The sequence below is a fragment of the Vibrio splendidus genome, from assembly GCF_003345295.1.
GTDB lineage: Bacteria > Pseudomonadota > Gammaproteobacteria > Enterobacterales > Vibrionaceae > Vibrio > Vibrio splendidus_K.
The window spans coordinates 2,774,275-2,787,405 of record NZ_CP031055.1 but is presented as its reverse complement, the minus strand read 5'-3'; the positions used below and the strand labels follow the sequence as shown (position 1 = coordinate 2,787,405).

The 13,131-nt window shown below is 44.2% G+C and carries 8 protein-coding genes, 1 tRNA gene and 1 rRNA gene; 6 read left to right on the top strand and 4 right to left on the bottom strand.

Annotated features, from left to right (window positions below):
- Positions 1–115 precede the first annotated feature (115 nt).
- The 3 genes from DUN60_RS12300 to pepA all read right to left on the bottom strand — a co-directional run bounded on the left by DUN60_RS12300 (position 116) and on the right by pepA (position 5,169).
- Positions 116–2,989 carry a valine--tRNA ligase gene (locus DUN60_RS12300; RefSeq protein WP_114634032.1) on the bottom strand — a complete coding sequence of 958 codons (2,874 nt, stop codon included), beginning with the start codon at positions 2,987–2,989 and terminating at the stop codon, positions 116–118.
- 103 nt (positions 2,990–3,092) lie between these two features.
- Positions 3,093–3,542 (bottom strand): DNA polymerase III subunit chi, encoded by a 450-nt coding sequence (locus DUN60_RS12295; RefSeq protein WP_114634031.1) that lies wholly within the window; start codon positions 3,540–3,542, stop codon positions 3,093–3,095.
- 106 nt (positions 3,543–3,648) lie between these two features.
- A complete protein-coding gene (pepA, locus tag DUN60_RS12290) occupies positions 3,649–5,169 on the bottom strand; it encodes a leucyl aminopeptidase (RefSeq protein WP_004735335.1) in 1,521 nt (506 codons plus the stop codon).
- A gap of 192 nt (positions 5,170–5,361) precedes the next feature.
- On the opposite strand from pepA, the gene lptF reads away from it, so the two are divergent.
- Both lptF and lptG read left to right on the top strand, forming a co-directional pair.
- The gene (gene lptF, locus DUN60_RS12285) at positions 5,362–6,462 is read left to right on the top strand and encodes an LPS export ABC transporter permease LptF (RefSeq protein ID WP_004735336.1); all 1,101 of its coding nucleotides are present in this window, start codon (positions 5,362–5,364) and stop codon (positions 6,460–6,462) included.
- A gap of 3 nt (positions 6,463–6,465) precedes the next feature.
- Positions 6,466–7,536, top strand: a complete 1,071-nt coding sequence (lptG, locus tag DUN60_RS12280) for an LPS export ABC transporter permease LptG (protein WP_017078773.1) — start codon at positions 6,466–6,468, stop codon at positions 7,534–7,536.
- 63 nt (positions 7,537–7,599) lie between these two features.
- Here lptG and DUN60_RS12275 read toward each other — a convergent pair whose 3' ends face one another.
- Entirely contained in the window at positions 7,600–8,076 is a 477-nt protein-coding gene (locus tag DUN60_RS12275) for an RDD family protein (RefSeq protein WP_054548293.1), read from the bottom strand.
- Between the two features lie 195 nt (positions 8,077–8,271).
- Between DUN60_RS12275 and DUN60_RS12270 the strand changes: the two genes are divergently transcribed.
- The 4 genes from DUN60_RS12270 to DUN60_RS12250 all read left to right on the top strand — a co-directional run bounded on the left by DUN60_RS12270 (position 8,272) and on the right by DUN60_RS12250 (position 12,753).
- Positions 8,272–8,356 (top strand) — tRNA-Leu (locus DUN60_RS12270).
- A 477-nt stretch (positions 8,357–8,833) separates the two neighbouring features.
- A complete protein-coding gene (locus DUN60_RS12260) occupies positions 8,834–9,241 on the top strand; it encodes a VOC family protein (RefSeq protein WP_004735357.1) in 408 nt (135 codons plus the stop codon).
- An 83-nt stretch (positions 9,242–9,324) separates the two neighbouring features.
- The gene (locus DUN60_RS12255) at positions 9,325–10,578 is read left to right on the top strand and encodes a cyclic di-GMP phosphodiesterase (RefSeq protein ID WP_054548294.1); all 1,254 of its coding nucleotides are present in this window, start codon (positions 9,325–9,327) and stop codon (positions 10,576–10,578) included.
- Positions 10,579–11,198: 620 nt separating this feature from the next.
- Positions 11,199–12,753: ribosomal RNA gene (locus tag DUN60_RS12250) — 16S ribosomal RNA — on the top strand.
- The last annotated feature ends 378 nt before the right edge of the window (positions 12,754–13,131 follow it).

Genomic DNA, 13,131 nt, shown 5'->3' with positions numbered 1-13,131 from the left:
ATCATTGTTATCTAATTGTAATTTATATTAATCAAACAATTACCACCGAATTTTAAACAATAAAAAGGGCAGATTATTATCTGCCCTTTTTCTTACTTAAAAACTATCGCATGGATTATAAAGCTGCGATTGTCGCTTTTTGCTCTTCTAGCTTAACAAGAGTCTCTTGGTAGCCTTCAAGCTTTTCACGCTCTTTCGCGATAACCGCTTCAGGTGCTTTAGCAACAAAACCTTCGTTACCTAGCTTACCTTCGATACGCTTAATTTCACCGTGAGTCTTCGCTACTTCTTTATCTAGACGAGCAAGTTCAGCATCTTTGTCGATAAGACCCGCCATTGGGATCATCAGCTCAGATTTGCCAACAAGCTTAGTTGCACAAGCTGGAGTTGCTTCGCCGTCTGCTAGAACTTTAATATCGTCTAGTTTAGCTAGAGAAGTAAGAACGATCTTGTTTGCTTCGATACGAGCGGCATCTTTCTCATCAGCGACTTTGATCATTACTTCTAAGCCTTGGCTTGGGGCAATGTCGTATTCCGCACGTAGGTTACGGATAGCAGTGATGAAAGTTTTAACCCACTCGATGTCGTCAACGATCTCAGCATTGAAGTTAGCTTCATTAAACTGAGGAAGCGCTTGAGTCATGATTGTCTCGCCTTCAACGCCGTCTACTAGCGGCTTAACGCTTTGCCAGATAGATTCAGTGATGTAAGGAAGAACAGGGTGAGCAAGACGTAGTGTCTTCTCAAGAACCGTGATCAACGTGTAACGAGTCGCTTGTTGTTGAGCTTCAGTACCCTTCCAAAGAACAGGTTTAGTTAGCTCTAGGTACCAGTCACAGAATTGGTTCCAGATGAATTCGTAAAGCGTGTTTGCTGCCATGTCTAGACGGTAGTTGTCTAGATGAGCGTTAAATTCTTTCGCTGCAACTTCAAACTGAGATTCAATCCACTTGTCTGCTAGAGAGAATTCCATGTTTGCACTGTCTTCAACAGACAGTGACATGCCACAATCGTGCTCTTCTGTGTTCATCAGTACGTAACGGCTTGCGTTCCATAGCTTGTTACAGAAGTTACGGTAACCTTCAAGACGCTTCATGTCCCAGTTGATGTCACGGCCAGTTGAAGCCATAGCAGCAAGAGTGAAACGCAGTGCATCTGTACCGTATGGTTCGATACCATCTTCGAAAGTTTTACGTGTTGCTTTTTCGATCTTAGCAGCCAGTTTTGGTTGCATCATGTTGCCACAACGCTTTTCTACTAGCTCTTCAAGGCCGATGCCGTCAATCATATCGATTGGGTCAAGTACGTTACCTTTCGACTTAGACATCTTGTCGCCGTTCTCATCACGGATAAGACCCGTCATGTAAACGGTTTTGAAAGGTACTTGAGCCTTGCCATCTTCGTCTTTCACGAAGTGCATAGTCATCATGATCATACGAGCAACCCAGAAGAAGATAATATCAAAACCAGATACTAGTACTTCTGATGGGTGGAATGTTTTCATTGCTTCAGTATCTTCAGGCCAGCCTTGTGTGCCGAACGTCCAAAGTGCAGAAGAGAACCATGTATCAAGAACGTCGTTGTCTTGCTTAAGAACAATTACCGGTGAAAGGTTGTTCTTTTCACGAACTTCTTCTTCAGTGCGACCTACGTAAACTTTACCATCGTTGTCGTACCATGCTGGGATACGGTGCCCCCACCAAAGTTGACGAGAGATACACCAGTCTTGCACGTCACGCATCCACGCGAAGTACATATTTTCGTACTGCTTAGGTACGAATTGGATCTCACCATCTTCAACGGCTTTAACAGCAGGAGCAGCAAGAGGCGCTGTACGCACGTACCATTGGTCAGTCAGCATTGGTTCGATAACCACGCCACCACGGTCACCGTAAGGAACGGTTAGATCGTGATCTTTAATTTCTTCAAGTAGGTCTAGCTCTTCAAATTCCGCAACCGTTGCACGACGAGCAGCAAAGCGCTCCATACCTTGGTATTTAGCAGGAAGCTCTGTTGAATACACATCGCTCTCTTCACCGTTAGTTGTGAAGATTTCAGCCGCATCACGGATATCACCGTTGAACGTTAGGATGTTGATCATTGGTAGGCTATGGCGCTTGCCCACTTCGTAATCGTTAAAGTCATGAGCTGGCGTGATTTTCACACAACCCGTTCCTTTATCCATGTCAGCGTGCTCATCACCTACGATAGGGATAAGACGATTTACGATAGGAAGCAGGATTTCTTTACCGATAAGATCTTTGTAGCGAGGATCTTCTGGGTTAACCGCAACGCCGGTATCACCAAGCATGGTTTCAGGGCGTGTAGTAGCAACGACGATGTAGTCTTTGCCATCAGCCGTTTTAACACCGTTCGCTAATGGGTAGCGGAAGTGCCACATGAAACCTTTTTTGTCTTTATTTTCAACTTCAAGATCAGAAATTGCCGTGTGCAGTTTAGGATCCCAGTTTACTAGACGCTTACCACGGTAGATTAGGTCTTCTTCGTATAGACGAACAAACACTTCTTGAGTCGCAGCCGATAGGCCGTCATCCATAGTGAATCGCTCACGATCCCAATCTACAGAAGCACCAAGACGACGAAGTTGTTGAGTGATTGTGCCACCTGATTCGCCTTTCCATTCCCAGATCTTGTCGATGAAAGCTTCACGGCCGTAGTCGTGTTTTGTTTTGCCTTCTTCAGCGGCGATCTTACGCTCAACAACCATTTGAGTGGCGATACCAGCGTGGTCAGTACCCACTTGCCAAAGAGTATTTTTGCCTTTCATACGTTGAGCACGGATAAGCGTATCCATGATCGTATCTTGGAACGCGTGACCCATGTGTAGGCTGCCAGTGACGTTCGGTGGCGGGATCATGATGCTGTAAGCTTCTTTTGATGTGTCACCGTGTGGCTTAAAGTAGCCTTTCTCTTCCCAAGTCTTATACAGAGCTTGTTCGATTGATGTTGGGTTGTATGTCTTTTCCATAGTGCTCTTATAACGGATACTGTGAATGGTTAATCGTGGTCAAACTTCATAAGTGAAGCTTCTTGAATCTAAATCCAAAGATAGCTTTAACTATGAGGTTTGACTATGGATGTTGAATCTCGATAGTTTGTAGCTGATATCCAGCCTGACGGTAAATTTTATACCTTTCTCGAGCGAGTTGCTTAGCTTTTTCTTCGTAAGGAACGAAGTCTATCACCTGAGCAAAGGCGTTCGCAAAGGTTGTATTATTATCGGCCAGATTTATTACCAGTTGGCGATTCCAATTATGTTTTACGCCTTGATAGCCAATTTCGATGTTGGTTGAATACTTTGGGCCTTCGCCAACTAAGTTATGTGCAATAAATTCATTGGGTTCGACCTGCCAGAAAACCTCAGCGATACGTTCGGCATGTTCTTTGTCATTGCAGTTGAGATAAAGTTTAGCGCCTTGTTTAGCAAAGTGCTGAGCAAGAAACAACACATAGCGAGCAAAACCATCTTCGCTGGCTTGCGGGCTGTCTGAAGGCACAATGTAAAACGTGGCAGTCTGCATACTTAACACTCAAAACTTGAACTGAAAATCGTGGATATCAATATTACTTGGTTAACAGGGTCTAACAAATAGCGCTTATTAAAAAAGGGCCCGTAGGCCCTTTTCATTATTTTGAAGATTGCTCTTCAGTCTCTTGGCCGCTGCGGTTCAATAAGAATTGGACTAGCATTGAGACAGGACGACCTGTCGAGCCTTTCGCTGCACCTGACTTCCACGCAGTACCTGCACTGTCGATGTGAGCCCAGTGGTACTTCTTAGTGAATTTAGACAGGAAACAACCTGCGGTGATAGTACCGCCAGGGCGGCCACCGATGTTTGCCATATCAGCAAACGGACTGTTCAGCTGCTCATGGTACTCGTCTGCCATAGGTAGACGCCATGCGCGGTCACTTGCTTGCTCTGAAGCATTAACAAGTTCATGAGACAGTGGGTTGTGGTTAGATAGAACGCCACTGATGTGGTGACCTAGAGCGATAACACATGCACCAGTTAGCGTAGCAACATCGACAACACAATCTGGTTCAAAGCGCTCAACGTAAGTTAGGGCATCACATAGAACCAAGCGACCTTCTGCATCAGTATTTAATACTTCAACGGTTTGGCCTGACATGGTTGTTAGAATGTCACCTGGGCGGTAAGCATTGCTACCAGGCATGTTTTCACAGCCCGCAAGGATACCTACAACGTTGATTGGCAAGTTAAGTTTCGCTAGTGCTTTCATTGTGCCGAATACAGATGCAGCACCACACATGTCGTACTTCATCTCATCCATGCCTTCACCAGGCTTAAGCGAGATACCGCCTGAATCGAAAGTAAGACCTTTACCGACTAGAACGATAGGTTTTGCATTTGGGTCAGCAGCGCCTTTGTATTCCATGATAGACATCATAGATTCGTTCTTAGAGCCACGGCCTACAGCTAAGTATGAAGTCATACCCAGCTTTTCCATCTCTTCTTCACCGATGATCTTAGTCTTTACTGTCTCATAATCGTCAGCTAAACGACGAGCTTGAGAAGCTAGGTAAGCAGGGTTTGCGATGTTTGGTGGCATGTTGCCAAGATCTTTAGATGCTTTCACACCTGAAGCAATAGCAAGACCATGAGAAATCGCTTTTTCGCCAAGGCTTAGCTCGCGACGAGTTGGTACGTTGAATACCAATTTACGCAATGGACGACGAGTCTCTGGTTTGTTGCTCTTAAATTGGTCGAATGTGTAAAGACCATCTTTAGTCGCTTCTACCGCTTGACGAACTTTCCAGTAAGTGTCGCGACCTTTAACGTGAAGTTCTGTAAGGAAACATACTGCTTCCATAGAACCTGTTTCGTTTAGTGTGCTGATGGTTTTTTGGATAATTTCTTTGTATTGACGCTCGCCTAGCTCACGTTCTTTACCACAGCCTACCAGTAGAACACGTTCTGAAAGCACACCAGGTACTTGATGCAGTAGCAGCATCTGGCCAGGTTTACCCTCTAGATCACCGCGACGAAGCAGTGAACTAATGTAGCCATCGCTAATCTTATCTAATTGCTCGGCTACTGGAGAAAGGCGGCGCGGTTCGAATACACCGACAACGATACATGCGCTGCGCTGTTTCTCTGGGCTGCCACTTTTTACACTGAACTCCATGCGTACTCCTACATCCTGAAGACAAATCGAACTAAATGTTAGATAATGGGTTCTTACTTGTTGGATCCTATAATGGAACTAACCTTAAAGAAGAACGCTAACACTTAGCTAAAAATTTAAAAAAATAAAAGGTTCAACGGGAAATTATAGTGATTCAATCAAAAAAACAAGTTTTGTATAGGTAATTTGAGCGTGATTATTGTTAGATATTTGATCCGCGAGACAATCAAGAGCCAATTTGCGATCTTTTTTGTTCTCTTTCTCGTGTTTCTCAGCCAAAAATTCATCAGTGTTTTAGCGGACGCCTCTGATGGTGATATTCCTGCGAGCCTCATATTGTCGATTGTTGGTCTAAATATGCCAGCGATGGGTTTATTGATGCTTCCACTCAGTATCTATATTGGTATTTTGCTTACTTTTGGCCGTCTTTACGCTGAAAGTGAAATAGTCGTAATGAACGCAACGGGTATTGGTAATAAATTCCTTATCCAATCTGCGCTTTATTTGGCTTTGATTACTGCATCTGTTGCTGCCTTCAACTCATTTTGGTTGTCTCCTTGGTCGCAAGACAAAGTTGAGCAAATGTATGAAGAAGTGGCTGCAGAAAATAGCGTTGATTTACTTCCGAAAGGTAAGTTTGAAGGTACGCCGGATGGTTCTTCTGTCGTTTTCATTGATGATATCGACGGTAATAAGTTAGAAAATGTGTTTGTTGCTCAAATGCGCCCACGTGATTCGGTATTGCCTAGTGTGATGTTCTCTAAGTCGGGTGATGTAAAAGAGCTCAGCGATGGTCGCCAAGTGATTGTGATGTACGATGGCACTCGTCATGAAGGGGTTCCAACACGTCTTGATTATATGGTAACGCACTTTGAAGAGTACGAAGGCTTAATTGGTCAGCGTGAGGTCGAGAAGAAAGGTCGTGATTGGGAGGCGATTCCTACGCTCGAACTGATTGGTAATCCAGAAAACAGTGCCAAAGCGGAATTACAATGGCGAATTTCATTGGTGCTTTGTATTCCATTGTTGACCATGCTTGTTGTGCCACTGTCTGCGGTGAACCCTCGACAAGGTCGTTTCGCTAAAATTGGCCCAGCCATTCTAATCTACCTAACCTATTTCTTAGCAATCAGTGCAACCAAATCTTCGATTGAAGAGGGGAGTATCCCTGCGGTAGTCGGCATGTGGCCAATTAATGCGTTATTGTTATTTGTCGCGATTGGTGCAAACTTTATGGATAGCGTGCCAGTAAGGCGTTTGAAAGAAAAATTCAAGAATAAAAGGTTAGCTTAAGCCGTGTTTAAGATTCTCGATTTATATATAGGCAGAACCATCATCGCAACTACGTCACTGGTATTGGTGACGTTTGTTGGTCTCTCTGGGATTATCAAGTACGTAGAACAGCTGAGAAAGGTTGGTCGTGGTACCTATGATCTATTACAAGCGCTGTATTTCGTACTATTGAGTGTTCCTCGTGATATCGAGATGTTCTTTCCAATGGCTGCATTACTTGGTGCATTGATTGGACTGGGTATGCTTGCTGCGAGTTCCGAACTGGTGGTAATGCAGGCGGCGGGTTTCTCTAAGTTAGATATTGGCCTATCGGTACTCAAAACCGCTATTCCATTAATGATCGTGGTGACTCTTCTTGGTCAGTGGGGAGCCCCTCAAGCACAGAAGATGGCTCGTGACTTAAGAACTATATCGATTGCTGGTGGTAATATTATCTCTACCCAAAGTGGGGTATGGGCACGTGATGCCAATGACTTCATCTTCATTGTCAAAATCGATGATCAGAAGTTATATGGTATGAATATGTGGCGCTTTGATGAGAACAAGGCTCTGAAAACAGCTATATATTCAAAAGAAGTCGATTATGTTGGAAACAACGTTTGGACTATGAACGATGTAGAGATCACGTCTTTCGAAAATGAGCTTCAGATTACCAAAGAAAGCTTACCAACTTATACTTGGGAAACATCACTCGCTCCGGATAAGCTTGCGATCGTAACGGTTAAACCAGAAGAGCTGTCTTTAAGTGGGTTGTACGATTATGTTTCCTACCTTAAAGCCTCGGAGCAAGATGCATCACGCTATGAACTCGCTTTATGGAGAAAGATAACTCAGCCGATTTCGATAGCGGTCATGATGTTGATGGCATTGTCGTTTATCTTTGGCCCATTACGAAGTGTGACTATGGGAGCAAGAATTCTTTCGGGGGTTATTGCAGGTTTTACCTTCTATATATCCAGTGAGTTCTTTGGTCCGGTCAGTTTGGTCTATCAAATACCACCGGCCTTTGGTGCGCTAGCCCCGAGCGTGGTGTTCCTTGGAATAGCCATAATGCTCTTGAGGCGGAAACTGTAAATAGAAAAAAGGAAGGCATAACGCCTTCCTTTTTTGCTCTTGACTGTAGCAAGTTTGATCGCGTTATCGTGCTTGTGGTAGCACTACTACTTCGGTCTTCGCCCAGATGTCGTGAAAGCCACGCTTTTGAGGGTCGAATGGAACACATAAGTTTGCTAATCCAAATCCTGAAGTACCTAAGCGAATCAGAGCTTGGGTTACAGTAATAGCGGAGCCATCTTTGTTTTGAATGCGCAGTTTCCAAGCTCGCATGCCTAGCGTTTGACCTGCTTTTGTCCAAAAGAACACAAAGAAATACACCCAAACTACGACTAAGTAAAAGGTATATGCAGGGCTCCAAATCGGGTGGTTGCTCAAGAAGTCACTAACATCGGCATAACCGCTATGGTTAAAAACGCCAAGTGCCATGAGCGCATGCAGCAGAGCGACAATGACGCCAGCCGCCAGCATCTCAATAGCGATTACGATAAGGGCGTCATAGAACAAGGCACCAAATCGGCGCATTACTCCTGCTGGTGGCATTGTGTTTGTTGATGTCATGGTGTTATTACTTCTTCAAAAATTTAGGCGTCAGAATATAGTCTAAGGCCTGGCGTGAAAAGAGACATGACGCACAGCTTATGACTTAGTGGCGAAATTATCGGCAAACACACATGAATTCAAGTTTTTATACTTGCCACATCAGTTCGCATACGTATAATGCCAGACATCGAAAGGGCAACGCCCCAAGATAATGCCGGTATGGTGAAATTGGTATACACGACGGATTCAAAATCCGTTGCCTTCGGGCGTGGCGGTTCAAGTCCGCCTACCGGTACCATATTTAAATGACAAAGCCTCGACGAAAGTCGGGGCTTTGTTGTATCTGGGGTATAGGGAGCGTTGCCTTCTCGGCGGCGGCAGGAATGCCTGTCCAATCATTCCGCCTACCGGTACCAAGCATAGAAAGGTCGCTTTTATAGCGACCTTTCGTCGTTTTAGGCGTTTGTGAATTTAAAATCCAGCGTGTCGGCTTGGATGCAAGCCCAGTCAAGTCGGCCTACCGGTACCATATTTAGATAAAGCTCTGATCAGAAATGGTCGGGGCTTTGTTGTATCTGGAGAATAGAAAAGCTTACCTTTGTTTTAACGGCAGGAACGCTTTTTTAATCAGTCAGATCTTGTTGTTTCATTCCTAAACCACACCGTTTCCCTTCGCAATTCGATTCCTTAATAAATTAATCATCTTAAATCATGATGTTACCTACCATTCTCTCATCTATTGTCTATGTTTAAAGGAATAATAGAGGAGAGATATATGCTGACAGTAACCCCTTACTTGTTTTTTGATGGCCGTTGTAACGAAGCGTTGGATTTTTATCATAAATGTTTTGGCGGTGTAGTTTTATCGAAACAACTTTTTAGTGATGCGCCACAAGTAATAGAGGGAGCTCAACCTGATTGGATTATGCATGCTGAGTTTGAAGCGTTTGGTATGAAGCTGATGATGTCTGATGGTGTTAAAGCGAAAGAGCTCGAAGGTAACAACCTCGCTCTCTCCCTTGTTACTGAGGATACCGCGACTCAAGAGCAAATCTTTGAAAACCTGAAGCAAGGTGGGCGAATAATGACACCTTTAGCGGATACGTTTTGGGGAGCTCGGTTTGGCAAAGTGGAAGATAAGTTCGGCATACGTTGGATGGTGCACTGTGATTCTTTAAGTTGAACCTGTGAAATTGGATAGTGAAATTGCTGCTCGGTTTTATTAGAATTATAAATAGAGATTATTGATCAATATTATATATAAAAATGGGCAGCATAAAGATTACCGTAGATCGCATTCAGCCCGGTCTACATGTACGACTCCCAGTAAAATGGAATGAACACCCATTTCTACTTAACAGCTTTAAAATCAAAGATGACGCTCAAGTACAAGTAATTCGACATCTTGGGATTAAGCACGTCTATATAAATCCGAACCAAAGCGATACATCACCTTTACCCGCTAATCATGTGAGTGAACAAGACCTTGATACTGATTTACAAGTAAGTCTTGAAGCGGAAAGAATGTGGAAAGATAAGCATGAGCGTATCGAAACTCTAAGCTCTTACCGTCGTAGGGTGAGTCATTGCGAGAAAGAGTTCGAACGTTCGCTTGCCCGAATGCGTTCTGTGATGACCAAAATCCGTAATCGCCCATTAGATGCGGTAGGGGAGGTTAAAGCTCTTGTTGATGATATTGTTGAAACGCTAGTGAGTGACGATAACGTAACCTTGCATCTCATGAATGCAAAAGCTGACTTTGAAGACATTTACTTCCATACATTAAATGTCTCTGTTGTTGCGTTAATGATTGGTAAAGCAAAAGGCTACAATACGCAGCAGTTGAAAGACCTTTCATTTGCCGCGTTGTTTCACGATATAGGTAAAATAAAGATACCCGTAGCGATACTAAGAAAGCAGGCAGCTTTGACTGTGCCAGAGGCGAATTATCTCAAACTTCATACTAAGTATGGGGTAGATATAGTCACGGCTATTGAGGGTTTTCCTGACAGTGCGAAGAGAGTTATTGGTCAGCATCACGAAATGAATGACGGTTCGGGTTATCCAGAAGGCTTAACTGAAGATGGTATAGATGAGTTTGCAAAAATAGTCGCGGTAGCAAATGCATTTGATAATCTTTGCCACAGTAAAGCGCAATCCCAGCAGAAGATCCCTTACTTAGCACTCTCTCATTTATATAAGAACTGCAAACACCTATATAGTCAGGATAACTTGAGTCTGTTAGTCAAGTTTATGGGAGTGTACCCACCGGGCACTGTCGTGCAGCTTTCAAATGAATCAATTGGAATAGTGATTTCAGTTAATGCTAAACACATGCTTTACCCGAATGTACTGATCTATGATCCTAGCGTGCCAAGAACCCAAGCCCCGATCATTGACCTCTTTAGTAAAGAGATAAAAATTGTCAATGCAGTTCATCCAAGTAAGTTACCGGAACAAGTTAGAGAATATCTAAACCCTAGGGCTCGTTTATCTTACTTTTTTGATAATGGTGAGTAGTTATCCACAGGGTGTTGTGGGTAATTTGTTCGAAACTTGGGTTGAAAGTGGTATAAATAAGCCCTTGGTTGAAATGTCTTCGCTTAACCTCTTTTTTCAATAAAAAACGCATTTAATGCTTGCCAATAAGAGCTGCATCTCTATAATGCCGCCTCACTGACACGGCAGACGCCACAAGGCTTCAGCGCAGAATGTTGGTAAGGCAACTAGCTTAAAGCGTTTAATCGCTCCTACTTTTAAAAAGTAGAAATTAATTCCCAATAAGTGTTTGACACTGAGAATTAAAACGCTAGAATGGCCGTCCACTTAGAGAGGCTCCTTACTTAAAAGGAACGCTCAACAAGTGAAGCTCTTTAACAATTTAAACCTATCAATCTGTGTGGGCACTCGTTGATGAATATCAAAACGTTTTATCCTTTGGATAAAACAGTTACTTCGGTAACAAATTGATTTCAATGAACTGAGTGACCAATACGTTTAACGACTTTCTCTTGTAGAAAGAAATTATTCGGCACAGTCAATTCATTACCATTCTGTTGGAATGGTAATAGCTTTAAAATTACATTCTTTATTTATAAAGAATAGTTTTGAAGTCAGTATTCGTTGAGTCACAAAATCTTAAATTGAAGAGTTTGATCATGGCTCAGATTGAACGCTGGCGGCAGGCCTAACACATGCAAGTCGAGCGGAAACGACACTAACAATCCTTCGGGTGCGTTAATGGGCGTCGAGCGGCGGACGGGTGAGTAATGCCTAGGAAATTGCCTTGATGTGGGGGATAACCATTGGAAACGATGGCTAATACCGCATAATGCCTACGGGCCAAAGAGGGGGATCTTCGGACCTCTCGCGTCAAGATATGCCTAGGTGGGATTAGCTAGTTGGTGAGGTAATGGCTCACCAAGGCGACGATCCCTAGCTGGTCTGAGAGGATGATCAGCCACACTGGAACTGAGACACGGTCCAGACTCCTACGGGAGGCAGCAGTGGGGAATATTGCACAATGGGCGAAAGCCTGATGCAGCCATGCCGCGTGTATGAAGAAGGCCTTCGGGTTGTAAAGTACTTTCAGTTGTGAGGAAGGGTGTGTAGTTAATAGCTGCATATCTTGACGTTAGCAACAGAAGAAGCACCGGCTAACTCCGTGCCAGCAGCCGCGGTAATACGGAGGGTGCGAGCGTTAATCGGAATTACTGGGCGTAAAGCGCATGCAGGTGGTTCATTAAGTCAGATGTGAAAGCCCGGGGCTCAACCTCGGAACTGCATTTGAAACTGGTGAACTAGAGTGCTGTAGAGGGGGGTAGAATTTCAGGTGTAGCGGTGAAATGCGTAGAGATCTGAAGGAATACCAGTGGCGAAGGCGGCCCCCTGGACAGACACTGACACTCAGATGCGAAAGCGTGGGGAGCAAACAGGATTAGATACCCTGGTAGTCCACGCCGTAAACGATGTCTACTTGGAGGTTGTGGCCTTGAGCCGTGGCTTTCGGAGCTAACGCGTTAAGTAGACCGCCTGGGGAGTACGGTCGCAAGATTAAAACTCAAATGAATTGACGGGGGCCCGCACAAGCGGTGGAGCATGTGGTTTAATTCGATGCAACGCGAAGAACCTTACCTACTCTTGACATCCAGAGAAGCCAGCGGAGACGCAGGTGTGCCTTCGGGAACTCTGAGACAGGTGCTGCATGGCTGTCGTCAGCTCGTGTTGTGAAATGTTGGGTTAAGTCCCGCAACGAGCGCAACCCTTATCCTTGTTTGCCAGCGAGTAATGTCGGGAACTCCAGGGAGACTGCCGGTGATAAACCGGAGGAAGGTGGGGACGACGTCAAGTCATCATGGCCCTTACGAGTAGGGCTACACACGTGCTACAATGGCGCATACAGAGGGCAGCAAGCTAGCGATAGTGAGCGAATCCCAAAAAGTGCGTCGTAGTCCGGATTGGAGTCTGCAACTCGACTCCATGAAGTCGGAATCGCTAGTAATCGTGAATCAGAATGTCACGGTGAATACGTTCCCGGGCCTTGTACACACCGCCCGTCACACCATGGGAGTGGGCTGCAAAAGAAGTGGGTAGTTTAACCTTTCGGGGAGGACGCTCACCACTTTGTGGTTCATGACTGGGGTGAAGTCGTAACAAGGTAGCCCTAGGGGAACCTGGGGCTGGATCACCTCCTTATACGAAGATACTTACGATGAGTGTCCACACAGATTGATGGTTTAGATTTAGTTAAAGCCAGAGCTTTAATTAATAACGTAAGTTATTGATTAAAGCTTTTTGCTTTATGCTCTTTAACAATTTGGAAAGCTGACTGATTGATTACTTACGAGTAATTCAATCAAACTTAAAAGTTCTCAATGTTTATCTTTCATTAGATAAACACAACAAACACATTCAAGTGTCTTGTATTCGAATGATCAGAAATGATTGTTCATTTTTTGATTCTACTTTTTTTAAAAGTGGAAACAAAAAGTAAATTGAGTCCGGCAAACAGTTATCAAGAATTAACCCTTCTTGATGACAACCAAAAACCTTGGTTAGTTGCCATACACTAAG

Bases quoted from the DNA above. Each gene is read 5' to 3' on its own strand.
- DUN60_RS12255 (WP_054548294.1), top strand. From the start codon at position 9,325: ATGGGCAGCATAAAGATTACCGTAGATCGCATTCAGCCCGGTCTACAT.
- DUN60_RS12260 (WP_004735357.1), top strand. From the start codon at position 8,834: ATGCTGACAGTAACCCCTTACTTGTTTTTTGATGGCCGTTGTAACGAA.
- pepA (WP_004735335.1), bottom strand. From the start codon at position 5,169: ATGGAGTTCAGTGTAAAAAGTGGCAGCCCAGAGAAACAGCGCAGCGCA.
- DUN60_RS12300 (WP_114634032.1), bottom strand. From the start codon at position 2,989: ATGGAAAAGACATACAACCCAACATCAATCGAACAAGCTCTGTATAAG.
- DUN60_RS12275 (WP_054548293.1), bottom strand. From the start codon at position 8,076: ATGACATCAACAAACACAATGCCACCAGCAGGAGTAATGCGCCGATTT.
- DUN60_RS12295 (WP_114634031.1), bottom strand. From the start codon at position 3,542: ATGCAGACTGCCACGTTTTACATTGTGCCTTCAGACAGCCCGCAAGCC.